Source organism: Variovorax trehalosi, from assembly GCF_051216415.1.
GTDB lineage: Bacteria > Pseudomonadota > Gammaproteobacteria > Burkholderiales > Burkholderiaceae_C > Variovorax.
Map to the genome: position 1 here is coordinate 680,292 of NZ_JBPJZG010000002.1, position 24,239 is coordinate 704,530.

General features: G+C 66.5%; 25 protein-coding genes and 1 pseudogene. 10 read left to right on the top strand and 16 right to left on the bottom strand.

From position 1 onward, the window contains the following. Positions 1-11: 11 nt before the first annotated feature. Positions 12-617, top strand: a complete 606-nt coding sequence (locus ACSFA7_RS11200) for a hypothetical protein (protein WP_435499409.1) — start codon at positions 12-14, stop codon at positions 615-617. Here ACSFA7_RS11200 and creC read toward each other — a convergent pair. Further along, positions 611-2,050 (bottom strand): two-component system sensor histidine kinase CreC, encoded by a 1,440-nt coding sequence (gene creC, locus ACSFA7_RS11205; protein ID WP_435499410.1) that lies wholly within the window; start codon positions 2,048-2,050, stop codon positions 611-613. The genes ACSFA7_RS11200 and creC overlap by 7 nt on opposite strands. Then, entirely contained in the window at positions 2,047-2,841 is a 795-nt protein-coding gene (creB, locus tag ACSFA7_RS11210) for a two-component system response regulator CreB (protein ID WP_435499411.1), read from the bottom strand. The genes creC and creB overlap by 4 nt, the downstream gene beginning before the upstream one ends. Before the next feature lie 569 nt (positions 2,842-3,410). On the opposite strand from creB, the gene ACSFA7_RS11215 reads away from it, so the two are divergent. Beyond that, the gene (locus ACSFA7_RS11215) at positions 3,411-4,355 is read left to right on the top strand and encodes a YcjF family protein (RefSeq protein ID WP_435499412.1); all 945 of its coding nucleotides are present in this window, start codon (positions 3,411-3,413) and stop codon (positions 4,353-4,355) included. A 1-nt stretch (position 4,356) separates the two neighbouring features. On the opposite strand, the gene cueR is transcribed toward ACSFA7_RS11215, so the two are convergent. Together cueR and ACSFA7_RS11225 are read right to left on the bottom strand one after the other, a co-directional pair. Continuing rightward, complete coding sequence (cueR, locus tag ACSFA7_RS11220) at positions 4,357-4,758, bottom strand: Cu(I)-responsive transcriptional regulator (protein WP_435499413.1); 402 nt, start codon at positions 4,756-4,758, stop codon at positions 4,357-4,359. Next, on the bottom strand, positions 4,755-4,949 hold the full coding sequence (locus ACSFA7_RS11225) for a heavy-metal-associated domain-containing protein (protein WP_206176408.1): 195 nt from the start codon (positions 4,947-4,949) through the stop codon (positions 4,755-4,757). Before ACSFA7_RS11225 ends, cueR begins: the two co-directional genes overlap by 4 nt. 136 nt (positions 4,950-5,085) lie before the next feature. On the opposite strand from ACSFA7_RS11225, the gene ACSFA7_RS11230 reads away from it, so the two are divergent. Continuing rightward, positions 5,086-7,329, top strand: a complete 2,244-nt coding sequence (locus ACSFA7_RS11230) for a heavy metal translocating P-type ATPase (RefSeq protein ID WP_435499414.1) — start codon at positions 5,086-5,088, stop codon at positions 7,327-7,329. Between the two features lie 10 nt (positions 7,330-7,339). Here ACSFA7_RS11230 and ACSFA7_RS11235 read toward each other — a convergent pair. The 5 genes and pseudogenes from ACSFA7_RS11235 to ACSFA7_RS11255 all read right to left on the bottom strand — a co-directional run. After that, positions 7,340-7,825, bottom strand: a pseudogene (locus tag ACSFA7_RS11235) (N-acetyltransferase family protein); the annotation flags it as partial. A gap of 44 nt (positions 7,826-7,869) precedes the next feature. Then, a complete protein-coding gene (locus tag ACSFA7_RS11240; RefSeq protein ID WP_435499415.1) occupies positions 7,870-8,997 on the bottom strand; it encodes a sterol desaturase family protein in 1,128 nt (375 codons plus the stop codon). Positions 8,998-9,032: 35 nt separating this feature from the next. Then, on the bottom strand, positions 9,033-10,325 hold the full coding sequence (locus ACSFA7_RS11245; protein WP_435499416.1) for a beta-ketoacyl-[acyl-carrier-protein] synthase family protein: 1,293 nt from the start codon (positions 10,323-10,325) through the stop codon (positions 9,033-9,035). Beyond that, positions 10,322-10,603 (bottom strand): phosphopantetheine-binding protein, encoded by a 282-nt coding sequence (locus tag ACSFA7_RS11250; protein ID WP_435499417.1) that lies wholly within the window; start codon positions 10,601-10,603, stop codon positions 10,322-10,324. The genes ACSFA7_RS11245 and ACSFA7_RS11250 overlap by 4 nt, the downstream gene beginning before the upstream one ends. Before the next feature lie 38 nt (positions 10,604-10,641). Beyond that, on the bottom strand, positions 10,642-11,502 hold the full coding sequence (locus tag ACSFA7_RS11255) for an alpha/beta hydrolase (protein ID WP_435499418.1): 861 nt from the start codon (positions 11,500-11,502) through the stop codon (positions 10,642-10,644). Between the two features lie 138 nt (positions 11,503-11,640). Between ACSFA7_RS11255 and ACSFA7_RS11260 the strand changes: the two genes are divergently transcribed. Next, positions 11,641-12,330, top strand: a complete 690-nt coding sequence (locus ACSFA7_RS11260; RefSeq protein WP_435499419.1) for a response regulator transcription factor — start codon at positions 11,641-11,643, stop codon at positions 12,328-12,330. Continuing rightward, positions 12,327-13,706, top strand: coding sequence for a sensor histidine kinase (locus tag ACSFA7_RS11265; RefSeq protein WP_435499420.1), 1,380 nt, complete (start codon positions 12,327-12,329; stop codon positions 13,704-13,706). Before ACSFA7_RS11260 ends, ACSFA7_RS11265 begins: the two co-directional genes overlap by 4 nt. Here the strand turns inward: ACSFA7_RS11265 and gloA2 are convergent. The 7 genes from gloA2 to gstA form a co-directional block, all read right to left on the bottom strand. Next, complete coding sequence (gloA2, locus tag ACSFA7_RS11270; RefSeq protein WP_435499421.1) at positions 13,703-14,464, bottom strand: SMU1112c/YaeR family gloxylase I-like metalloprotein; 762 nt, start codon at positions 14,462-14,464, stop codon at positions 13,703-13,705. The genes ACSFA7_RS11265 and gloA2 overlap by 4 nt on opposite strands. Positions 14,465-14,469: 5 nt before the next feature. After that, positions 14,470-14,934 carry a GNAT family N-acetyltransferase gene (locus ACSFA7_RS11275; RefSeq protein WP_435499422.1) on the bottom strand — a complete coding sequence of 155 codons (465 nt, stop codon included), beginning with the start codon at positions 14,932-14,934 and terminating at the stop codon, positions 14,470-14,472. Beyond that, positions 14,931-15,416, bottom strand: coding sequence for a RidA family protein (locus tag ACSFA7_RS11280; protein WP_435499423.1), 486 nt, complete (start codon positions 15,414-15,416; stop codon positions 14,931-14,933). Before ACSFA7_RS11280 ends, ACSFA7_RS11275 begins: the two co-directional genes overlap by 4 nt. A 64-nt stretch (positions 15,417-15,480) precedes the next feature. Further along, the gene (locus tag ACSFA7_RS11285; protein ID WP_435499424.1) at positions 15,481-16,584 is read right to left on the bottom strand and encodes an alkene reductase; all 1,104 of its coding nucleotides are present in this window, start codon (positions 16,582-16,584) and stop codon (positions 15,481-15,483) included. Positions 16,585-16,680: 96 nt separating this feature from the next. Continuing rightward, positions 16,681-18,495 (bottom strand): acyclic terpene utilization AtuA family protein, encoded by a 1,815-nt coding sequence (locus tag ACSFA7_RS11290; RefSeq protein ID WP_435499425.1) that lies wholly within the window; start codon positions 18,493-18,495, stop codon positions 16,681-16,683. Next, entirely contained in the window at positions 18,492-19,274 is a 783-nt protein-coding gene (locus tag ACSFA7_RS11295) for an enoyl-CoA hydratase/isomerase family protein (RefSeq protein ID WP_435499426.1), read from the bottom strand. The genes ACSFA7_RS11290 and ACSFA7_RS11295 overlap by 4 nt, the downstream gene beginning before the upstream one ends. A gap of 144 nt (positions 19,275-19,418) precedes the next feature. Then, positions 19,419-20,027, bottom strand: coding sequence for a glutathione transferase GstA (gstA, locus tag ACSFA7_RS11300; RefSeq protein WP_206176431.1), 609 nt, complete (start codon positions 20,025-20,027; stop codon positions 19,419-19,421). A 192-nt stretch (positions 20,028-20,219) separates the two neighbouring features. Between gstA and ACSFA7_RS11305 the strand changes: the two genes are divergently transcribed. The 5 genes from ACSFA7_RS11305 to rsmG all read left to right on the top strand — a co-directional run bounded on the left by ACSFA7_RS11305 (position 20,220) and on the right by rsmG (position 24,223). Beyond that, positions 20,220-20,405, top strand: a complete 186-nt coding sequence (locus ACSFA7_RS11305; protein WP_013538518.1) for a DUF1328 family protein — start codon at positions 20,220-20,222, stop codon at positions 20,403-20,405. Continuing rightward, positions 20,405-20,551 (top strand): hypothetical protein, encoded by a 147-nt coding sequence (locus ACSFA7_RS11310; protein WP_206176434.1) that lies wholly within the window; start codon positions 20,405-20,407, stop codon positions 20,549-20,551. Before ACSFA7_RS11305 ends, ACSFA7_RS11310 begins: the two co-directional genes overlap by 1 nt. 11 nt (positions 20,552-20,562) lie before the next feature. Beyond that, a complete protein-coding gene (locus ACSFA7_RS11315; RefSeq protein ID WP_435499427.1) occupies positions 20,563-21,450 on the top strand; it encodes a transglutaminase-like domain-containing protein in 888 nt (295 codons plus the stop codon). Between the two features lie 176 nt (positions 21,451-21,626). Further along, positions 21,627-23,585 carry a tRNA uridine-5-carboxymethylaminomethyl(34) synthesis enzyme MnmG gene (mnmG, locus tag ACSFA7_RS11320; RefSeq protein WP_435499428.1) on the top strand — a complete coding sequence of 653 codons (1,959 nt, stop codon included), beginning with the start codon at positions 21,627-21,629 and terminating at the stop codon, positions 23,583-23,585. Continuing rightward, entirely contained in the window at positions 23,582-24,223 is a 642-nt protein-coding gene (rsmG, locus tag ACSFA7_RS11325; RefSeq protein ID WP_435499429.1) for a 16S rRNA (guanine(527)-N(7))-methyltransferase RsmG, read from the top strand. The genes mnmG and rsmG overlap by 4 nt, the downstream gene beginning before the upstream one ends. Positions 24,224-24,239 lie beyond the last annotated feature (16 nt).

The following is a 24,239-nucleotide window of genomic DNA, read 5'->3' on the forward strand; positions in this document are numbered from 1 at the left end:
CGAACGCATTCATGGAAATCCTCACGCTGGTGGCGCTCCTTCTTGTCGGCGCCTACATCCTCAAGTCCAGAGACCAGCGCCAGCGCATCGCGCTGCTGGGAAGCCACCTCGGCCAGTACCAGATCGAGAAGCTGATGGAAAGCCTGACCCAGGGCTACCTGCGCTGCCTCGGCGAGGACGACCCCGAACGCCGCCAGCAGATCTGGAGCCTGCTCGATACCACCGAAGAAAAGCTCTCGTCGCAGTTCGACAGCTTCGCCGCCGGCTTCGCGCGCCTTCCCGAGGCGGACACGCGCGTGAGCAAGCTGCCCATCGCCATTCCGTACGCGCACAAGCTCTTTCCGTCCACGACCTTCGATCTGCGCGAGGCGCTGAACATCCACGCACGCGGCATCGCCGGCGTGATGAAGAACGGATCGAGCCGTCCGGCCAAGTCCAAGGCCTTCACCATGTCGGCCGAGCTGTTCCTGATGCAGCACACCTGCCACTGGTTCTGCAAGTCGAAGACGGTGGCATCGGCGCGCATGCTGGCGCGGCACCAGACCTCGTACGAGCAACTGCTCGATGCGGTGAGCCCCGAGACGCGTCGTGCCTACGGCACCCTGACAGGTCAGTGATGTGACAACAGCGGCAGCGTGAGCGTCGCCACCGCGCCGCCGCGCGTTGCATTGCCAAGCTCGATGCGCCCACGATGCAGCGCGGCGATTTCCTTGACGAACGCCAGCCCCAGCCCCGTGCTCTTCTTCTGGTTGTGCGGCCGCGCAAGCGAATAGAACTTCTGGAAAACCTTCTCCTGCGCGTAGTCCGGAATGCCGGGCCCGTGGTCGCGCACGCTCACCCGCGCGAGCTTCGCGGTGGTCTCCAGCGTGAGCAGCACTTCGCTGTCGGGCGGTGAAAAATCGATCGCGTTGTCCAGCAGGTTGCTGATCGCGCGGCGCAACAGGAACGGGTCGCCCTCGGTGCTAGCTTCGGTGCGGATGTTCACCAGCAGGCGAATGTTCCGCTTGGCCGCCGCGGGCTGCGCGCTGATGGCGATGTCGTCGATCAGCGAAGCCAGCGGTACGGGCTCGGTCCGCTCCAGCGCGCGCCGCGTTTCGAGCGCGGTGAGCTCCATCATGCGATCGACGATTTCCTGGATGCGCTGCGTCTCGCGCTCGATGTTCTTGAGGAAACGCTCGCGCTCCGCATGCGGCATCGACGGCTCCTGCAGCAGCTCGGCCGCGCCGCGGATCGCCGAGAGCGGGCTCTTCACTTCGTGCGTGAAGGTCTGCACGTAGTCGGCGACATAGTTGCGGCCCGTCAGTGCATCGCGCATTTCGCTGAAGCCAGTACGCACCGCATCGACCGCGCGCCGCGCCATGCGCGAAAAGCTCAAGGTGCGCTGCGCGCGCACCCAGGTCCAGTAGTCCGAGATCAGCCCGAAAGGCCGCACCAGCCAGATCGAGACGATCACCGCGAGCAGCAACAGCGCCAGGCCCGAACCCACGCCCACCCACAGCGTGCGGGCGCGCGCGTCTTCCACGAACTGGCCGAAGCTCTGCACCGGCTTGCCAACGCTGACCATGCCGACGATCTCGTTGTTCCAGCGGATCGGTGCGCCCACGTACATCACCGAGGTGCGCGGATCGCCATCGACATCGCGCGAGGTACGTGCGCCATAAAGACCCGCGAGCGTCCGGCTCACGTCGCTCCACTGCGAGTAATCGGCGCCCAGGTGCCTGCCGAGCGAATCGAACATCACGCGGCCGCTGCGGTCGGTCACGTAGACGCGCAGCTCGACCTGGCTCTTGTGCAGGTTGTAGATCTGCGCCGAGAACTCGCGCGCGTAGACCGTGCGGAACAGTGGCTCCAGGCGCGCGGTGTTGATGGCGCCGGCGATCACGTCCTGCTCGACCAGGCTGGCCATCAATTGCGAAGTCTCGACCAGCGATTCCTCGGCCGATTCGCGGTAGCGCGGATCGATGTCCGACACCACGCGGTAGAGCAGGAAGGCGATGCCCGCCGTGTAGATCAGCAGGATGCCGATGAAGATCCGCGTTCGCCGGGTCACGAAACCCTGGCCGGCAGTTCTTCGTTCAGCGCATAGCCGGTGCCGCGCAGCGTGCGGATCGGCTCCACGTCGGGCGCCACGACCTTGAGCTTGGCGCGCAGCGTCTTGATGTGCGCGTCGACCGTGCGGTCGAAGCTGTCGCTGGCGTCGTCCCAGACGTGTTCCAGCAATTCGTCGCGCGTGAAGACGCGGCCGGGCCGCTGCACCAGCAGCCGGAGGAGCCCGTATTCGTAACGCGAGAGCTCCAGGAGGCGGCCGTAGTACCGGATCTGCATGCGCTCGTTGTCGACCGCAAAGGGCATTGGCGGGGTCTGTGGCGCCGCTGGAGGCGCTGCGGACGAATTTTGAGGGGGTACCCCGTTTCCAGGGGCTGCGGCCGTTCCGGGGCCTCCAGGGCTGTTGCGCGTGCTGCGCCGCAGGATTGTGCGGACCCGGGCGACCAGTTCGCGCGGCGAAAACGGCTTGGCGATGTAGTCGTCGGCACCCAGCTCCAGGCCAACCACGCGGTCGATTTCGTCGCTGCGGGCCGTGAGAAACAGCATCGGCACCTCCGGCCCGCCCTGCGACTGGTTCAGCGCCCGGAGGCGCTTGAAGAGCTCGAAGCCGTTGAGATCGGGCAGCCCGATGTCCAGGATGGCCAGCGCAGGCGGCTCCTGCGCGAACTGCGCGATCGCTTCTTCGGCGGTGGCGCACCAGACCGGCGTGAAGCCGTCGCTCTTCAGGACGTATTGCAGCGTGTCTGCGATGCCCGATTCGTCTTCGGCGATCAGGATCCGGGGTTTGAAGCTCATCCGCGAATGTTAGCGAGGGGAAGGAAGGACGGCGGTGCCGGTTTTCCGCCCGAGGCGCCGGGGGCCGGCGCGGCCTTTCGCGGCCTTTTTTTTGGCGCGGCGCTCTTTCTGTCTTCTATTTCTTATTCTTCTTATTCAAATTAGTAGTAGTAGATAAGGGATGCCCTCTTCTGTGGACAGGACACTTTTTCCGTTATGTGACAAGGACTTGTCACAGCTCTGTCACTGTGCGCAGCTGCGCTTCCGGGATGTACCCGCAAAAGGAACAACATTGGGTAACCCGCCCGCCCTGTGGATAACCCATGGCTTGTGCCAGAACTCTCCCCAGAGTTGTCCTTTGACAGTCCCCGGAAAATCTGCGAAAGGCGATTTTCGGTCCGATAAATTCATTGCCTCTTATTTGGGCAATATGTAGATTTCCCTTTCAAATCAACCACTTGCCACACCCCTACACAGAAGCACCGACGTTATCCACAGAGTTGCCCAAGTTTTGCGGGGACAACGCGCAAGGAACCTTCGAGCCCCTGGCCAACCCAACGCCGTCCTTCACATTGCAAAAAATTTCGAACATGACACCTTCAGAAACCAAGGCCATCGTGACCCTGAGCCTGCTGGCTGCCTTTGTCGACGGCGAGAAACACGAGCGCGAACGCGCCGAGATCAAGCGCATTGCGGAGGGCCTGTCGCAAGCCGACGGGTTGAACCTGCCGACGCTCTACCAGGACGTGCTGATGAAGCGCGTTTCTCTCGCTTCAGTGGCTGGCGAGCTGACCAGCAACGAATCGAAGCAACTCGCCTATGAGATGGCGGTGTGCGTGTGCGATGCCGACGGCGCCCAATCGGAAGCGGAGCGCATGTTCCTGATGGACGTGCGCACCTCGCTCGGCCTCGACGCCTCGGCCGCTCGTTTCTCGCAGCAGGCAGAGGAAATTGCCGCGGTGCCCGTGGCCGCGGCAGCAGGAACCGCCGTGACGGCGGTTGCGACCCCCAACGTGCCGGACAGCGCAGAGCTCGATAAGTCGATCCTCAATGCCGCCATCCTCAACGGCGCGCTCGAGTTGCTGCCCGAGACGCTCTCGACCATGGCGATCATTCCGCTGCAGATGAAGCTGGTCTATCGCATCGGCCAGGCGCACGGCTACCAGCTCGACAGCGGCCACATCAAGGATTTCCTGGCCACGGTCGGCGTGGGCCTGACGTCGCAGTACCTGGAGCAGGCTGGGCGCAAGCTGCTGGGTGGCTTGCTGGGCAAGGTGGGCGGTGGTTTGTTGCGCGGCCTTGGCAACCAGGCCGTGAGCTCGGGCATGAGCTTCGCCTCGACCTATGCGCTGGGCCATGTGGCCAAGCGTTACTACGCCGGCGGCCGCACGCTCTCGACGCAGATGCTCAAGGAAGCGTTCTCGGGCGTGGTGAAGGAAGGGCAGAGCCTGCAGACGCAATACCTGCCGGCCATCCAGGAGAAGGCTCGAACGCTGGATGCTGGCAAGGTGCTGTCACTCGTGCGCGGCGCTTGATCTAGGCTTTACCGAGATCGTCGAGGATGGGGCAGTCGGGCCGCGCATCGCCGTGACAGCAATGCACCAGGTGCGCGAGCGTGTTGCACATCGACTGCATGTCAGCGATGCGCTGCTCCAGTTCGCCCAGGTGCTTCTGTGCAATCCGCTTGACGCTCGAACTCGCGCGCCGGCGGTTGTGCCAGAGGCCAACCAGTTCGGCGATTTCTTCCATCGAGAAACCCAGGTCGCGTGAGCGCTTGATGAAGCGCAGCGTGTGCACATCCGCCTCGCCGTACTGCCGGTAGCCGCTGTCGGTGCGCGCCACCGCCGGCAGGAGGCCCAGCCCCTCGTAGTGCCGGACCATGCGCGCCGACACGCCCGAGAGGCGCGCGGCTTCGCCGATGGCGACCTGGCTCGTCATTGAACGCCGTAGCCCGCGTTTTCGATCGCGGCCACGATGTCCTTGCGCGGCTGTTCGCTCAGCACGTCGACATGGCCCGTCTCGAGGTCGACCGTGACCTGTGCTTCGGGATCGACCGTCTGCACCGCGTTCTGCACTGCGTTCACGCAGTGGCCGCAGCTCATGCCCGAGACCTGGAATTTCTGGCTCATCGTTCTGACTCCTTATTTGGTGGATGAATAAAGTGAGCCGCCAGTTTGAACCCTCTCACGATGTCAACGTCCAGCGAAGGGGCACTTCGAATTCGGCCTTGACCTTGCCATGGTGTGAGGCTTTAGTCTTCGGCACATGGAAACCTCGCAGCAACTCTCTTCGGCCGCCACTGCCACGCTGGACCTCTCGGTTGGCGGCATGACCTGCGCTTCGTGCGTGATGCGCGTGGAGCGCGCCTTGAAGAACGTGCCCGGCGTGCAGGACGTCAGCGTGAACCTCGCGACCGAATCGGCCCGCGTGGTGACCACCGATGCCGAAGACATGGACGCACGCCTGCGCCGAGCCGTGCGGGCCGCCGGCTACGAACCCCGCGCGGCAAGCAGCGCTGCCGATGAAGCTGCGGCCCTGTCGCCGTGGCATGGCTTCGGCCCGGTGGCCATCGGCCTCGCACTGTCGATTCCGCTCCTGGCACCGATGCTCGGCGGCCCGTTCGGACAAGACTGGATGTTGCCGCCCTGGCTGCAGTTGTTGCTCGCCGCCCCGGTCCAGTTCTGGCTGGGCGCGCGTTTCTACCGCGCGGGCTGGCATGCGGCCAAGGCCCGCACCGGCAACATGGACCTGCTGGTGGCGCTCGGCACCAGCGCGGCCTTCGGTTTGTCGCTGTGGCTGTGGTGGCGCGCTGCGACCGGCGAGCATGCGGGCCACGGCGAGATGCCGCATCTTTATTTCGAAGCAGCCGCGGTTGTGATCACGCTGGTGCTGCTCGGCAAGTGGCTCGAGGCCCGCGCGAAGCGCCAGGCGACCTCCGCGATCCGCGCACTGCAGCAGCTGCGGCCCGAAGTGGCGCACCTGGTCGGCGCACGTGGCGAGAGCGACGTACCGCTCGCCGAAGTGATGGTGGGCGACCGCCTCGCCGTGCGGCCCGGCGAACGCGTGCCGGCCGATGCGCGCGTGATCGAAGGGCAGTCCGAAGTCGACGAATCGATGCTCACCGGCGAACCCCTGCCGGTGGCCAAGGGACCCAGCGATGCGCTCACGGGCGGCGCGGTCAACGGTGATGGCCGGATGGTGATCGAGGTGCGCGCGATCGGCGCTGAGAGCGTGTTGGCCCGCATCATCCGACTGGTCGAGGATGCACAGGCCGCCAAGGCGCCGATCCAGCGGCTGGTGGACAAGGTTGCGGCCGTGTTCGTGCCCGTGGTACTGGTGATCGCGCTGATCACGCTGGCGGGTTGGCTGGTCGCAGGCGCGGGCATCGAGACCGCGTTGATCCATGCCGTGGCGGTGTTGGTCATTGCTTGCCCCTGTGCGCTCGGCCTCGCGACGCCGGTGGCGGTGATGGCGGGCACCGGTGTGGCGGCACGGCACGGCATCCTGATCAAGGACGCCCGCTCGCTGGAGATCGCGCATCGCGTCGACACAGTGGCCTTCGACAAGACCGGCACGCTGACATTGGGCCGGCCCGTGCTCACTGCATTGCTGCCGGTGGCAGGCATCGAGGCCACGGAAGACCAACTGCTGGCCATCGCCGCCAGCCTGCAGGGTGGCAGCGAGCATCCGCTCGCACGCTCGGTGCTTGCGGCTGCCGCACAACGCGGCGTGCAGGCGCCGCCGTTGGGCGCGATGCAGGCCATGCCGGGCCGCGGTGTTCGCGGTGAAGTGAACGGCGCCACCTGGGCCATCGCGAGCCTGCGCTGGTGCAGGGAGCTCGATGCGATGCCCGCGGAAGCCGAGATCGAAAGCCTGCAGGCGCAAGGTGCCACCGTGTCCGCGTTGCTGCGTTTCGATGAAGCGGGCGCCGCGCATGTGCAGGCCTTGCTGGCCTTCGCAGACGAACCCAAGCCGCAGGCTGCGGAGGCTATTCGCACGCTGCGTGCAAGAGGCCTGCGCGTGGTGATGATCTCGGGCGACAACCTGCGCGCGGCGCAGGCGATGGCGGCGCGGCTCGGCATTGCCATCGAGGACGTGCGCGCCGACGTGCTGCCGGCCGACAAGGCTGCACAGGTCAGTGCTTTGCGGCGCGACGGCCATGTCGTGGCGATGGTCGGTGACGGCGCCAACGACGCACCCGCGCTCGCCGCGGCCGATGTGGGCATCGCGATGGCACCTTCAGGTGGCGGCACCGACGTGGCGATGGAAGCGGCCGGCATCACGCTGATGCGTGGCGATCTCGCGCTGGTGGCGCAAGCGTTCGAGCTCTCGGCCCGCACGGTGGCGAAGATCCGGCAGAACCTGTTCTGGGCCTTCGCCTACAACGTGGCCGGCATCCCGCTCGCCGCCTTCGGGCTGCTGAGTCCAGTGGTTGCCGGCGCGGCGATGGCGCTGTCGAGCGTGAGCGTGATGGCGAACGCTTTGCTGCTGCGCCGCTGGAAGCCCTGAACGGCTTTCTTCAATTGAACAGCAGCGCCATCATGTGATCGTCGATGGCTTCTGCATCGCCGGCCCGCTGGTAGAACTTGCGCAGCGTGCCTTCGCGCACGAAGCCCAGCTTCTCGTAGAAGCGCAGGCCCGGCGCGTTGTCGCTTTCGACGCAGAGCTCGATGCGCTTGACGCCGGCGGCCCTCAGTTCGTCGATCGCCTGGCTCACCATCGCCAGCGCTACGCCTTGGCCGTGCAGCGCCGGATCGACGGCCAGCGTGCCCAGGCTGGCCACGTGCTGCACCCGGCCCGGATAGCGCGTGGCGCGGTAGAAGCCAGCGATCCGACCGTCCAGTTCATAGATGAAGAAGCGTCCGCTCCCGACCATCTCCTGGTAGATAGGCCGAAAGTCTTCGAGCGGCATCGGGTCGTAGCCAAGATAGGGCACGACCTTCTCGTGCATGTAGAGCGTGAAGACCGCGTGGAGGTCTTCGGGGGTGGCGAGCCTGCGCATGGTGAAAGTCTCGGAGCAATGGAAGCGCCGAGCTTACCGACTGCATCTCAGGTCAGGAGCGCCACCGAGAACGCCAGCAGTGCGCACTGCACACACCAGGCCCATCGCAGGCGAATGCGCGAATCGAGCACGGCGCCGATGGCCCAGAACCCCGCGACGGCCAGCGCGAGGAGTTCGAGACCGGTGCGGAATGCGAGGTCGTCGGAGCCCCACAGAAGGATAAGCGTCACGCCGATCCATCCGATGAAGTGGATCGATGCCGAGGCGACCTGCGCGCGGGTCAGCGCCGGATCGTGGATGTGCATCGCCTCGTCGAGCGAGAACGGCGTTTCCGGAAAGCGCGCCACCACATCGGCCGGCCGCCAGCCCGGTGGTTTGAACCACACGGCGAGCTTGTCGCGCCATCTGCGCGTGTGCCAGCTGTCGCGCACGAGCGGCGCATATGGCCCGAGGATGGCCCGCAGCGGATCGAAACTCGCCAGCGCCTTGCGCGTGCCGTAGACCGCGGGTTCGTTCTCCTCGGCGAAGGTGCCGAACATCCGATCCCACACCACGAGCATGCCGCCGTAGTTGCGGTCCACATACCCGTCGTTCACTGCGTGGTGCACGCGATGGTTCGAGGGCGAGGAGAACACGCGGTCGAACCAGCCGAGCTTGCCGATGTGCTCGGTGTGGATCCAGAACTGGTAGACCAGCACGATGAGTCCCGCGATGCCGAACTGTTCGGGCGGCACGCCGATTACTGCCATTGGCAAGTAGAAGGCCCATCCCAGGAAGGCGACCATGCTTTCCTGCCGCAGCGCAGTCGAGAAGTTGAATTGCTGGCTCTGGTGATGCACCGAGTGCGCGGCCCAGAACACCGCCGACTCATGCCCCGCGCGGTGAAGCCAGTAGTCGCAGAAGTCGAACAGCAGCACCGCGATGATCCAGCCGATGGCGCCGTCCCAGAAGGTGGGCCGCGTCCAGATCGCGACGGCCGGATAGACCATCGCGTAAAGGCCGATCTGGAAGAGCTGCATGCACACCGCGAGCGCCTGGCTCAGCAGGCCCTGGCTCAGGCTGCCGAGCGTATCGCTGAAGCGGTAGGTGTTGCGGTGCCTCAGCCAACCCCACGCGAATTCGCACGCCATGAGCAGCGCGAACACGGGCACGACGAGAACGACCAGCCGATGCACCGCGTCTTGTTTTTCAGCAAGCCTTCAGCGAATCTTCAGCGTTCCGCCGCATCTGACACGCGACCGGCCACGATCACCGCGTTGGTGCCGCCGAAAGCGAAGGAGTTGGAGAGCGCGTAGCGGATGCCCCTGGCTTCGCGCGCTTCGCCGCGTACGAAGTCGAGATCGAAAGCTGCATCGGGCGTCTGCAGGTTCGCGATGGGGGGCAAGGCTTCGCGAGCCAGTGCGCGCAGTGCGGCAATGAGCTCGATGGCGCCGCCGCCGCCGAGCACGTGGCCGTGGATCGCCTTGGTGGCACTCACGGGCGTGGCATTGCCGAACACCTCGCGGATCGATGCGGCTTCGGCCGCGTCGCCAGCTGATGTGGCGGTGCCGTGCGCGTTGATGTGTCCGACGTCCGAGGCCTCGATGCCTGCATCGCGCAACGCGGCCCGCATGGCGCGCACCTGGCCGGCTGAATCGGGGTTGGTGATGTGCGTGCCGTCGCAGTTGGTGGCGTAGCCAGCGAGCACGAAGGGTACAGCGTTCGCGCCGCGAGCCTGTGCATGCGCTTCGGATTCGATCACCAGCGCCGCCGCGCCTTCGCCGATGGCAAAGCCCGCGCGGTCGCCCGAGAAAGGCCGGCAGGCGGAGGACGGCGCATCGGCCGGCGGCGGTGCCATCACGCGCATCGCGTGCCAACTGGCCATCACGCCGGGCGTCAGCATCGCGTCGTGCCCACCGACGATGGCGACGTCGATCCAGCCGCCGCGAATCGCGCGCATCGCCTCGCCGATGGCCACGGCCGAGGAGGCGCAGGCACACGCGTAGGCAATCGCCGAGCCGCGTGCGCCGAAGTGCAGCGCGAGCTCTGCCACGGCCGCGTTGGGCATCACGGTGAGCACGGTCGTCGGGCGCATGCGCTTCTGCTCCCCGTAGAGCGCGTTGGTCGTGGTGTCGAAGGCGCCCGCGCCGGCGAGGCCGCTGCCCCAGAAGATGCCCAGGCGCTCGGGATCGACGCTGTCGGCATCCAAGCCCGCCTGTGCGGCCGCGTCCTGCGCGGCGGCCAGTGCCATGGCCGTGCCGCGGTCCAGCGGCAGTCGCGAGGTGCTGCGCACACCGTTCGAATCGAAATCGCAGGCGGCCACGGCGAGCGACATCGGGTCCATGCCCTTGATCTTGAGCGTCTGCGCGCGCACGGCCGAGCGGCCCGCGAATAACGCATCGTCGAAGGCCTCGACGGTGCGGCCGATAGGGGTGATGAAACCCATGCCGCTCACGCGCAGGGGCGCCGAGGCGGCGCGTGCCGCGGATGCGGCCAGCATGGCGTGGGCGGCGTTGCTGCTCATGCGTGGGCCGCTTCGATGGACGGCACGAACGCGCCGCTGCTCTCGGCGTCGATCACTTCGCACAAGCGCTGCAGCGTGATGCCGGCTTCGCGCGGGTCCAGGCGGTCTTCGGGAATGCGCAGGTGGAAGGCATCTTCCACCGCGAACACGAACTCCATCAGCGCGAGCGAGTCGAGACCGAGGTCGGTGAGCACGGTGGCGGGCGAGATGGCGCTGCGATCGACCTTGAAGTCGGTCTCCAGGATCGTCGCGATGCTGTTGAAGGTGGGCGAGGACATGGGCTGTGTTCCTTTCGGGTGCGTTCGCTCGGACGAACTCATGCGTACAGGGGATGCGCGGGCATCGTGGAATGCGCCAGCGCATCGGCGAATGACACTGTTTCGCGCACGACCTGTTGACGGTCGTTGTCTATCGTGATCATGTGGTAGCTGTTGGTCACGACCACGGTGCGAAATGCGCGGCAGCGCAGGCCCCGCGCGAGGATGTCGAGATTGGCCACGCTGGCCACCTCGTCCTGTTGGGCATGCAGCGCGAGCACGTTGTCGCACTGCACGGCGTTCAGGTTGCGTCGCACGTGACGGATCAGCCGGTCGTGTTCGCGCAGATGGCCGACACCGATCACCGAGCTGCCCGCGCGCGAGATCTTGCGATGGCGCAACTCGCGCTCGATCCAGGCGCGCACGCGTTCGTTGTTCACGCCGTAGGGCGGGCGTTCGCGGTATTGCCAGAGGCGCCCGAGCGGCGTGTAGAAGGCGAGCGGCAAAAGGAACTGCGTGCGCGGAATCGCCCAGCCGTCGAAGCGCAGCGTGGTCGACATGAGCACCAGCGCATCCACGTCGCGGCCGCAGCGGATGGCCGCGCCCAGCGCGAGCGAAGAGCCGGCGGAGATGCCGACGAGCATCACGCGGTCGTGCTTGAGACGCAGCGCCTTGACCTGCGTCTGGATGGCGTCGAGCCAGCGTTCGTACGGCGCGGCGTGCTGCATCGGCGCACCGGCATCGAAGGAGTAGCCGTCGATCGACAGCGGATGTGCCGCATACCCCCGGGCGCGCAATGCCGATTGCACGGTCAGCAGCTCGTCAGGCGTGCTGCATAAACCATGCAGCAGGACCACCGCGGTGCGTTGCACCTCGAGTGGAACCAGGCTCAGTTGATCGGAGGCGTCACGTGCGCTCATCGTGTGGCGCGGGCCATGAAAATGGCCCCTGTTTCATGCTGCTGTCGTATGCTCATGCAACGACTATCGTGTGGAGCTACTGACCGGCCCCTGACCCATTCATTCAGCAACTCTTCACACTTTCACCACCCCACCACCATGCGAATCCTGCTTGTCGAAGATGACGCCGTCCTGCGCGATGTGATGCTGCGCAGCCTGGCGGATGCGGGCCACCGGGTCGACGTGTCGACCAACGTCGAAGACGCCGACCACCTCTGGCGCGTGCAACCCTTCGACGCGGTGCTGCTCGATCTTAACCTGCCGGCCACCGCGAGCCCCACGAGCGGCCTCGCGAGCGGACTCACGGCACTGCGACAGGCACGCGCGCGCGGCGACCGCACGCCGGTGCTCGTGCTCACCGCGCGTGGCCGCACCGAAGAACGCATTGCAGGCCTCGATGCAGGCGCCGACGACTACCTGGGCAAGCCCTTCGATCTCGCCGAAGTCGAGGCGCGCCTGCGTGCGCTGGTGCGCCGTGCGAAGGGCACCGAAGACATCGTGCTGCTCGGCCAGCTCAAGCTCGACCGCAAGGCGCGCCGCTTCTCCACCACGGGCGGCCCGCTCGACCTGCCCGCGCGCGAGTTCGAGGTGCTGTGGGAACTGATGAGCCCGCCGGGCCGCACGGTCAGCAAGCGGGCGCTGTCCGACAAGCTCTCCAGCTTCGATGAATCGCTCGGCGACAACGCGCTCGAGGCCTTCATCTCGCGGCTGCGCAAGAAGCTGCTGGGCACCGGCGCGAGCATCCGCACGTTGCGCGGCATCGGCTACCTGCTCGAAGCCGAGGTGTGACGGACGGCACCGTTGCCCCGATCGCACCGTCGCTCACGCGGCGGGTCCTGCGCAACGTGCTGGTGCCGTTGGCACTCACGTGGATGTTCGGCGCGGTGATCGCGCTGGTCATCGCCAACTACTTTTCCGAACAGGCTTTCGACCGCGGCATGCTCGACGACGCCTATGCGCTGTCGGCCAACGTGCAGGCAGGCGAGCGCGGCATCGAGCTGCTGCTCACGCCGCGCGAGGTGGCCACGGTGCTCTTCGACCAGATCGACAAGGTCCACTTCTCGGTGCAGCGGCTCGACGGTTCGCTGATCTCGGGGGAGCCGGAACTGCAGGCACCGTTGCCCGTGAATGGCGCGCGCTACCGCTTCTCCGATCTGGACTACCAGGGCAAGTCGATGCGTGCGGTGGTGCTCGAGCACGATGCGGAGCCCGGCATCGCGATGCCTTACCGCGTGGTGATCGCGCAGACCACGCTGAGCCGCACGGCGCTGGTGCGGCAGTTGCTCGGCTTTGCATTGGCGCCGCAGATCCTGCTGCTGGTGCTGTTGGCTGTGTGGCTCTGGTACGGCATCCGCAGCGACCTGCGTCCGCTCGGCGACCTGCAGCAGGCGCTCGACCGGCGCGACGTGCGCGATCTGTCTCCGGTGGCGGTGGCGCAGACCTCGCGCGAGCTGCAGCGCCTGGGCAATGCGGTCAACTCTCTGTTCGAGCGGTTGGGCCACAGCGTTCAGGCGCAGCGCGAGTTCGTGGGCAATGTGGCGCACGAGCTGCGCACGCCGCTCGCGGGCATTCGCGCACTGGCCGAATACGGTCTCGCCCAGCACGACACGGCGGTCTGGCGCGAGCAGCTCGCGCGGGTGTCGGAGCGGCAGGCGCGTGCCAGCCACCTGATCGATCAGTTGCTCGCGCTCGCGCTGGCCGAGGAAGCACGCACGAGCCTGGCCCGCGAGCCGGTGCGCCTCGATGCACTGGCCGAGCAAACCGTGCTGCGGCATCTCGCGCGTGCGGATGCGCGGGGCGTGGACCTCGGTGCGCGCGGCCTCGACGACGGCGTGGTCGTGATGGCCAACGAAGCGCTGGTCGAAGGCATCCTCGACAACCTCATCGACAACGCGCTGCGCTATGGCGGCCGCACGATCACGGTGGAGCTGGCAGGGCGCACGCTGAGCGTGATCGACGACGGGCCCGGCATTCCGCTCGAGGCGCAGCGCGACCTGATGCAACGATGGGCGCAGGGCCCCGCCGGGCAGAAGCTGGGGCAGGGCTCGGGGCTGGGGCTGTCGATCGTGTCGCGCTATGCCGAGTTGCTGGGGGCGGAGTTGCGGCTCGAAGCGGCCGAGCCTGCGGGCTTGCGCGTGAGCGTGGCGTTCGGAGAGGTCGCCTAGGTCTGCGTCGGCAGCGGCGTGCCCTGGTGGAACGCCATGCGCCATCTGCCGCGCCGCAGTCGCCACAACGAACTGCGAAGCGAATCGGCTGCGGGGCGCTCCGGTATCGCGGCACGGTGTGCGCGGTAGGTGACTAGCGCGACATCGGGCGCCATGCGTTGCACGCGAAAGTCCGAGATCGTTCGCTCTGAAAAAACCTCGTCGCGCAGCGCGTCGATGATCGCGGGCCGCGTCCATTCCGTGCCCGACACACCCAGCTCGCGGAAGTCGTCGTCGAGCAGTTCCTCGAGCTGCGCCGCGCGGGATCGCACCTCGCGCAGATGCAGCGCGCCTTCGAGCTTCAACAGCAGCGCACCGAGGTCGTCGGCAGGCTCGGCTTCGTAGAGCTCGAGAGGAAGCCCGTCGGGATCGGCGAAGAAGGTGAAGCGCCGGCCCGTGTATTCGTCCACGCGCAGCGGCTCCACCGCGATGCCTTGCGCCACGAGTTCATCGGCCGCGGCCTGCACGTCGTGCATTTCGAAGGACAGGTGCCGCAGGCCCTGCGCCTCGGGCCGCGTGGGACGCGCAGGTGCTTCGGGAAACGAGAACAGCTCGATCTGCGAACCATCGGGCAGCGCGAGATCGAGCTTGTACGAAGCGCGCGCGGCACGGTAGTTCTCGGCGACGACGCGCAGGCCGAGCACCTCGGTGTAGAAGCGCTTCGAGCGTGCGTAGTCGGCGCAGATGATGGCAACGTGGTGAATGCGGGCGAGCTGCATCGTGGTTATCTCAAGGGCTTGCGCAGGAAGACGCGGGTGCGCTCGGCGAAGGCGACGCGCTTGTATTCGACATAGCCGATGCGTTCGTAGAGCGCGCGGTTCTCGGTCATCTTCTCGTTGGTGAAGAGGTAGATCGAATCGTGGCCTTGCCGGAGCGCTTCATGCTCGGCGAGCTCGAGCAGGGCGCGGCCGACGCCGGTGCCCTGGTGCTGGGGCCGTACCGCAATCACGTCGATCAGGAAGCCTTCGTCGGTGACGTCGAGCACCAGTGCGGCGATGGTTTCGTCCTGGTGCGTGGCGACCCAGACCTGCGCATTGGCGATGGCTGCACCGTAGTCCTTGGTCATCGGAATCGGTGTGAGACCGAGACGCGGGATGTAGTGTCGAAAGGCCTCGATGGCGCATTCGGCGATGGATGCGGCATCTTCCGTGTCGGCCCGCCGGAGGGTCCATGCAGTCCCTTGGCTCACGCGTCGAACTCCAGCTCACCCTCGATCTCGACCGGGATGTTGAACGGCAGCTCCGCCATGCCCACGGCACTGCGCGCGTGCGCGCCGATGTCGGCCCCGAAGAGCTCGAGGATGAGGTCCGAGAAGCCGTTGATCACCGCAGGCTGCTTGTCGAAGCCAGGTGCCGAAGCGACCATGCCGAACACGCGCGTCCAGGCCGTGATGCGATCGAGATCGCCCAGGGCGCGTTGCAGGCTGCCGAGCATCGCGAGGGCCGTGAGGCGGGCGGACACATAGCCTTGCTCGACCGTCACCTCGCGGCCCAGCTTGCCGAGCGGCGCGGCGATGGTGCCGTCGGCGTTGAGCGGGCCGTGACCCGAGATCAATGCGCGGCGGCCGATCACGCGCACGAACTGAAAAGGCAGCGCGACACCGGGCGGCGGCGTCACGGTCGGGGGAAGAACGAGGCCGAGCGCGGCCAGTCGTTGCTCGATGCGGGCCATGACATTTCTCTCCTGGAGGGCGGGGGACACGAAAGTCCGCCGCATCTTGCCATGGCCCTGGGGATCAGCCGAGGGCCGGATAGTCCGTGTAGCCCTTCGCGCCACCGCCGTACATCGTGGCCTTGTCGAGCTCGTTCAGCGGTGCGTTTTCGCGCAGGCGGCGCACAAGGTCGGGGTTCGAGATGAAGGGCTTGCCGAAGGCCACGAGGTCGTCGCCTTCCTTCACGGCCTCATCGGCCAGCGGCTTGTCGTAGCCGTTGTTGACCATCCATGCGCCCTTGCCGCCGGCTTCGCGATACGCGGCCTTGAGGGCTTCGTAGTCGAAGGGGCGGTCCTCGATCTCGCGCGGGCCGCCGGTGGCGCCTTCGATGATGTGGATGTAGGCGAGGTTCAGCTGCGCGAGCTGCTTGACCACGTAGGTGAAGAGCGGCTGCGGGTCGCTGTCGTGCACGTCGTTGGCAGGCGTGACGGGCGACAGGCGGATGCCGGTCTTGCCGCCACCGACCGCGTCGACCACAGCGCGCGTGGCTTCGAGCAAGAGGCGCGCGCGGTTCTCGATGCGGCCGCCGTAGTCGTCGGTGCGCTTGTTGCTGCCGTCCTTCAGGAACTGGTCGAGCAGGTAGCCGTTGGCGCCGTGTACTTCGACACCGTCGAAGCCGGCGGTTTCCACCGCGCTGCGCGCCGCGACCGCATAGGCATGGACGATGCCAGGAAGTTCACCGGCATCGAGCGCGCGCGGCTCGGAGGTTTCGACGAAGGTCGGCACGCCGCCCTTGATGAGCACGGTCTTGGTCTTGGCGGTGATGGCCGAGGGGGCGACGGGCTTTCCGCCATCGGGTTGCAGTTCGGTGTGCGAGACGCGGCCCACATGCCAGAGCTGAACGACGATCTTGCCGCCCTCGGCATGCACCGCGTCTGTCACGCGCTTCCAGGCGTCCAGCTGCTCGGTGCCGTAGAGGCCGGGCACGTCGGCGTAGCCCTGGCCCTGGTGGCTGATGGCGGTGGCTTCGGTGATCAGGAGGCCCGCGGTGGCACGCTGCGCGTAGTAGGTGACGGCCAGCTCGGGCGGCACGGCGTTGGGCGACCGGTTGCGCGTCAGCGGCGCCATCACGATGCGGTTGGCGAGCTTCAGGTCGCCGGCCTGTACGGGGTCGAAAAGGGTGGACATCGTGGATGAGGGAGCAGAGTTGAAACAGGCGCAAGGCTAAGCGCCCGGCCTCAACCCTGCTGTCGCACGGTTGTCCCGATTGGTGTTAATGCACGGTCAGGGGAGCAGCGTGGCGCTCACGCGCACCGGCATGGCGAGCAGGATCTGCCCCATGCCCTTGCCCAGCGGGTCGTTGCGCAGCGAGGCCATGCCGCCGCCTCCCAGCGCTTCTTCGCAGACGAAGTTGAAGGCGTCGATGCCCGGCACCTCGTAGCGCGTGACGCGGCCCTTGACGAGGTGCGCGAGCCACGCGGCCACGCGCGCTTCGGTGAGCTGCTCGCGCAGCAGCGGCAGCAGGGCGGGGTGGCGCGCGATGACGCCGATGTTCGAGGTGTCGCCCTTGTCGCCACTGCGGGCCCAGGCGAGGCGGATGAGGGGGACTTCGACGGTGTCGGTGGCCTCGGGTGCCGCTGCTTGTTGCGTGGCGTTGGCGGGGCGCGGCACGGGGGTATCGATGACAGTGGGTGCGAGGGTGCGCGGCACATCGATCCGCTGTCCGTCGATGCTCACGCTGGCCTCGACCTGCGACTTGTCGAGCAGGAAAGCGTACTGCCGGATCGACGGCGACACGGAAGCCCGCCCGCCGCTCGCACCCGTGGTGCCCGGAGACCACGAGGTGCCGGCTGGCGCCACCTCGCGCGCGAACAGCTCGAGCGCCTCCTTGCGCGGATGCGTCACCGCGAGCCGCAGCACCACCTCGCGCGTCTGCAGCGCTTGCGCGTTCGCATGCGGGCCGTAGCAGGACTCGGCGCCCAGCATTTCGATGTGCGTGCCGCTGTAGGGGCCGAAGCCGGTTTGCGTGAAGAGCTCGCCGGTGCGCGTGAGGATCGCCTCGCCCGTGCGTCGTGCCTTCGCGGCCGCATCGAAGCCCACGATGGTGAGCTGTGCCGCGGTCTTGAAGCCATCGACAAACGTGGCGCTGACCTTGTAGCTCGCGGTCGGTGCACGGCCGCGTGCGCCATGCACGCGCACGCGCTGCTCGCCGGCCTGCTCGATGCGCACCTGCGTGAAGTCGGCCGTCACGTCGGGCAAAAGGTAGGCCGCGGGGTCGCCGATTTCGTAGAGCATCTGCTCGCCCACCACTGCGGGCACGAGCTTGCCGCCGGTGCCCGCGGGCTTGGTGACGACGAAGCTGCCGTCCGCGCTGCACTCGACGATGGGGTAGCCGATGTGGGGCCAGTCGGGCACGGTGTCCCAGTCGGTGTGCAGACCGCCGGTGGCCTGGCAGCCGCATTCGATGATGTGGCCCGCGAGGCTGCCCGCTGCAAGCAGGTCATAGTCGCCGGACTGCCATTCGAACTCGTGCATCAGCACCCCGAGCGTGACGGCCGAGTCGACGCAGCGGCCGGTGATGACCACCTGCGCACCCGCGTCGAGCGCCGCCTGGATCGGCCGCGCGCCGAGGTAGACGTTGGCGGTGAGCACGCGTTCGGGCAGTGCCGCGCCGCTCTGCAATTCGCGCACCGGCGGCTGGGCCTGGCGCAGCTGTGGCAGCAGCGCGGAGACGTCGTCGCCGCTCACCACGGCGATCTTGAGTTCGATGCCTTGCTCTTTCGCGAGCGCTGCCAATGCATCGGCGCAGCCCTGCGGGTTGACGCCGCCCGCATTGCTCACCACGCGGATGCCTTGTTTCACGACATCCTTGAGCACCGACTTCATCGCGACCGAAACGAAGTCCGTCGCATAGCCGAGCTCCGGCTTCTTGAGTCGCGCGCCAGCGAGGATCGACATGGTGAGCTCGGCGAGGTAGTCGAACACGAGGTAGTCGATCTGCCCGCTGGCCACGAGCTGCGGCGCGCCCACGCTGCTGTCGCCCCAGAAGCCCGAGGCGCCGCCGATGCGGACGATGCGTTCCTTGTGGGTGCTGTTCATCGGCCGCTCCACTGCGGCTTGCGCTTCTCGCGAAAGGCGAGTTGCCCTTCGGCTGCATCTTCGGTGAGCGCGAAGAGGCCGATCTGGCTTTCGGTGAACGCCATCGATTCCTCGAAGGCCATCGCCTCGATCTTCTTCATCGTGTAGAGGCCGCGGCGGATGGCGGCGGGCGACTTGTCGAGCATGCGGCCGAGCAGCCAGTCGACGCTTTCGTCCACGTCGTCGCTCACGCGGTTGATCAATCCATGTTCGAGCGCCTGTGCAGCGGTGATGGGCTCGCCGGTGATGCACATCTCGGCCAGCACGCGGCGCGGCAGCAGGCCGTCGAGCACGCTGAGCACCTGCGCGGGGAAGAGGCCGACCTTCACCTCGGGCAGGCCGAAGACGGCACCGCTGCTGGCCACCGCCATGTCGCACATCGCCATGATCCCCATGCCGCCCGCCATGCATGCGCCGTTGACGCGCGCGATGAGCGGCACGGTCGACTGGCGCGCCTGGCGGAAGAGGTTGGCGAAGCCCTGGTAGGGCTGCGCGTAATCGAACTTGAAGGAGGTGCCGCTCTGCAGGTCGGCGCCGGCGCAGAAGGCGCGCGTGCCGGCGCCGGTGATGACGACGGCGCGCACCGCGGGGTCGGCGTTGGCGCGCGCCAGTGCGTCGGAAAGACCAGCAAGCACAGCGCCGTTGATCGCGTTGCGCCGCTCCTCGCGGTCGATGGTGAGCCACATGACGGGCCCGCGCATCTCTTCGCGCAGTTCGACGGTGGGAGGGGTTTCGGCCATGGCGCTGGGTTCCTTCGATGGTCTTCTGGAGTTCTGCCCGTAGCGTGACGCGAAAAAAAAGCCGCATCGTGCGGCTTGTGGCTGAAGCGGCCCGGGTTTTCCCGTAGAGGGCCCGGCCGCTTCGCTGCTTCTATGAGCTTCGGTTTACTTCAGCAGGCCTTCGGCCTTCATCGCTTCCTGCACGGCCGGACGGGCGGCGACGCGCGCATGCCAGGCCTGCACGTTGGCGAAGGCGGAGATGTCGACGCCAGTCGGCTTGGTCCAGTTGGTCACGGTGAACAGGTAGCCGTCGGCCACGCTGAAATGCTCGCCCATCAGGTACTGCTTTTCGGCGAGCTGGCCGTCGAGCCATTCGTAGCGCGACTTGAGCTTGTCCTTGAAGATGGTCTTGGCTTCCTCGGGCATGTTCGGGTTGAACAGCGGGCTGTAGCCCTTGTGGATCTCGGTGCCGATGAAGGTGAGCCACTCCTGCAGGCGATAGCGCTGCAGCGTGCCGGCGGCGGGCGCGAGGTTCTTGGTGGGTGCGAGGTCGGCGATGTATTGCACGATGGCCGGGCCTTCGCGCAGGCGCGTGCCGTCGTCCAGTTCGAGCATCGGCACGTAGCCCAGCGGGTTGATGCCGTAGTAGTCGGTGCCGTCCTGCAGCTTGTGGCTCTTGGTGCTGGCCATCACGGGTTCGAAGGCGAGACCGGCTTCGTGCAGCGCGATGTGGGGCGAGAGGGAACAGGCACCGGGCGAGTAATACAGCTTCATGCGAAATGGCTCCAGGGAAATGGATGGGATGACGAGGTTGATCTTTATGGGAAACCGAGGGGCATGCTAGCGGGTTTGGCGGCGTCGCGTTTTTGTCCTACGGCCGCTTGGGGCTGGTGACTATCGGGCAGGCGTGGCGTGCTTTCTAAGCTCCTTCGCACGGTGGGCGAGGCCTGCTGCAAGGAGTTTCGGATGTTGAAGTACGCGATCATTTTTGCGGTCATTTCGCTGGTGGCCGGCTTGCTCGGTTTCGGTGGCGTGGCTGCGGGAGCGGCCGGTATTGCCAAGCTGCTGTTCGGCCTGTTCCTCGTCTTGGCCGTGCTGTTCGTGGTGCTCGCCGCCCTCGGCGTGGGCGCGGTGAAGAAGGCGCTGGACTGATGCAGCGTCTGAAGACGAAGTGGCCGCAGGCGCGGTCGCTCGACATGCTGTTGCAGAGCCCCGCGCACCGTGTGCTGCGGGTGCTGCTCGTGACGCAGGCTCATTGGCAATTGCCCGAACACCGCTCGCGGCGACGACGGGCCTGAAGAATCTCCCTATGCACATTTCCCACATCGACGCGCAACTCGACTACGAGGTGACGGCGCCCGCGCACATGCTGCTCAACATCGAAGCCGCACGCGCCGGTGCGCAGGCGGTGGTGGAGGAGACCTTGACCATCGAGCCGCCGACCGAGATGCAGGTGTTCTGCGACGAGGGCAGCGGCAATCGCTTCATCCGCTTCGATGCGAAGCCGGGGCCGCTGAAGATCGGCTACAAGGCGACGGTGCAGCGCTCGCATGTCCACGTGCCGCCGGACCTGCGCGAGGTGCCGGTCAGCGAAGTGCCCGACGAGGTGCTGCACTACATGATGCCGACGCGTTATTGCGAGTCGGACCTGATGTCGCGCTGCGCACAGCAGCTCTTCGGCGAATTGCCGCCGGGCATCGGCCGCGTGCAGGCCATCGTCGACTGGATCCACGAAAGCATCGCCTACGAACCGGGCAGCAGCGACTCGACCACCACGGCGCGCGAAGTGTTCGTGGAACGCGCGGGCGTGTGCCGCGACTTCGCGCACCTGGGCATCACCTTCTGCCGCGCGCTGAACATTCCGGCACGGTTGGTGGTCGGCTATGTGTGGTTCGACGAACCGCCGCAGGATTTCCACGCGGTGTTCGAAGCCTGGCTCGGCGGGCAGTGGGTGCTGTTCGATCCGACGCGCATGGCGCCCGTCGACCGGCTGGTGCGCGTGGGCACGGGGCGCGATGCCAAGGACGTGGCCTTCTGCACGATCTTCGGCGCGGTGCGCATGACGGACAAGAAACTCGTGGTGCGCGAGCTGCAGGACGAAAGCGTCGCCCCGCCGGCCGCACCGGCCCCGAGCGGTGCGCTGGTCGGCATCGAAAAGCCAGTGCCGGTGACGCAACTGACGGAAACTGCCGGCTGACAACGATAGTTTGCTATTAAATATATAGCGAACTATCCAATAACCACGGGCGGGAGCGGGCAGTTTGTCATTGCCCCCTAGCTTGCCCACACAACCGGCGCAAGGCGGCATCGCCGATTAAAATCAGTGCCCCCTTTGCGCAGCGCACGCGTCTCAGTAGTGCGCCCCTCTTTCAAATGCTGTACCCCGAAGAATTCGATGTGATCGTCGTCGGCGGTGGCCATGCCGGCACCGAAGCCGCGCTCGCCGCCGCGCGCATGGGCGCCAAGACGCTGCTGCTCTCCCACAACATCGAGACGTTGGGGCAGATGAGCTGCAACCCGTCGATCGGCGGGATTGGCAAGGGGCACCTCGTGAAAGAGGTGGATGCACTCGGTGGTGCGATGGCGATTGCCACCGACGAAGCGGGCATCCAGTTCCGCATTCTCAATTCGAGCAAGGGGCCGGCCGTGCGCGCGACCCGCGCCCAGGCCGACCGCGTGCTGTACAAGGCCGCGATCCGCCATCGCCTGGAAAACCAGCCGAACCTGAGCCTGTTCCAGCAAGCGGTCGACGACCTGATGGTGGAGGGCGATCGCGTGGTCGGCGCCGTCACGCAGGTGGGCATCGCTTTCCGTGCGCGCACCGTGGTGCTGACCGCGGGCACTTTCCTCGACGGCCGCATTCATGTCGGCCTCGACAACTACCAGGCCGGACGCGCGGGCGACCCGCCGGCGATCAGCCTGTCGGCGCGGCTGAAGGAACTGAAGTTGCCGCAAGGCCGGCTCAAGACCGGCACGCCGCCACGCCTCGATGGCCGCAGCATCGACTTTTCGAAGTGCACCGAGCAGCCCGGCGACGGCATGCCCGGTGGGGCGGGGCCGATGCCGGTGTTCAGCTTCATGGGCCGCACTGACATGCATCCGCGCCAGATGGCCTGCTGGATCACGCACACCAACGCGCGCACGCACGACATCATCCGGTCCGGCTTCGACCGCAGCCCGATGTTCACCGGCAAGATCGACGGCGTCGGTCCGCGCTACTGCCCGAGCGTCGAAGACAAGATCAACCGCTTTGCCGACAAGGAAAGCCACCAGATCTTTCTCGAGCCCGAAGGCCTGACGACCAACGAGTACTACCCGAACGGGATCTCGACCAGCCTGCCGTTCGACATCCAGTACCAGCTCGTGCGCTCGATGCCCGGGCTGGAGAACGCCCACATCCTGCGGCCGGGGTATGCGATCGAGTACGACTACTTCGATCCGCGCGAACTCAAGAGCAGCTTCGAGACCCGCTCGGTCAAGGGCCTGTTCTTCGCAGGGCAGATCAATGGCACGACCGGCTACGAAGAAGCGGCGGCCCAAGGCTTGTTCGCCGGCATCAATGCCGCGCTGCAATGCCGCGGCGAAGAAGCCTGGCTGCCGCGCCGCGACGAAGCCTACCTGGGCGTGCTGGTCGACGACTTGATCACCAAGGGCGTGACCGAGCCGTACCGCATGTTCACCAGCCGCGCCGAGTTCCGCCTGCAACTCCGCGAGGACAACGCCGACATGCGCCTGACGGAAGCAGGGCGCAAGCTGGGTTTGGTGGACGATGCGCGCTGGGACGCTTTCAGCCGGAAGCGCGACGCTGTTTCACGTGAAACAGAGCGGCTCAAATCGATCTGGGTGAACCCGCGCAACCTGCCGGCTGCGGAGTCGGAGCGCGTGCTGGGCAAGGCCATCGAGCACGAATACAACCTGGCCGACCTGCTGCGCCGGCCCGATGTGAACTACGAAACGCTGATGTCGCTGGACGGCGGAAAGTACGCCACCGGCTCGGCATTGACCGAAACAGAGATCGAGCAGATCGAGATCTCGGCCAAGTACTCCGGCTACATCGAGCGCCAGCACGACGAAGTGGAGCGCGCCGCGCATTTCGAGAACCTGCGCTTGCCTGCCGATTTCGATTACGGACAAGTCAAGGCATTGAGCTTTGAAGTGCGTCAGAAACTGGACAAGCACCGCCCCGAAACCTTGGGGTTGGCTTCGCGCATCTCCGGCGTGACGCCGGCAGCCATCTCGCTCCTGATGATCCATCTGCGCAAGGGCGGGCACAAAGCCTTCGCCCGCGACGCCGCCACGGAAGCTGCCATCGAGCCGCAGTCGGCCGAATGAGCGCGCCGATCGACACGCTGCGCGAAGGCGCGGCAGCGCTCGGCGTTACCTTGTCAGATCGACAGGGCGAGCAACTGCTGGCCTATGGCACGCTGATGCTCAAGTGGAACAAGGTCTACAACCTGACCGCGGTGCGCGATCCGGCCGGTGTGATGACGCACCACCTGCTCGACAGCCTGGCCGTTATTTCGCCACTTCGGCGCCAGTACCCAGAGAAGGGCAGGCTGCTCGACGTGGGTTCGGGCGCCGGCTTGCCGGGCGTGATCATCGCAATCATGCGGCCGGACATCGACGTGAGCTGCCTGGATGCGGTCGCCAAGAAGGCCGCCTTCGTCCAGCAAGTAGCTGCCGAACTGGAGTTGCCCAATCTCCGCGGACTGCATGCACGGGTCGAACTGCTGGAGGGCAGCTACAACGTGATCAGCTCGCGCGCTTTCGCTTCGTTGCCGGATTTCTTCAATGGCTCGAAGCACCTGCTGGCGCAGGATGGCGTCTGGCTCGCCATGAAGGGCAAGAATCCCGGCGACGAACTCGCAGTTCTGCCTCCAGAAGTGGCTGTGTTTCACGTGGAACAACTGACGGTCCCGGGCCTCGATGCAGAGCGCTGCATCGTCTGGGCGCGCAAAGAGGCGGTCTGATTCCGTAAAAGATGCA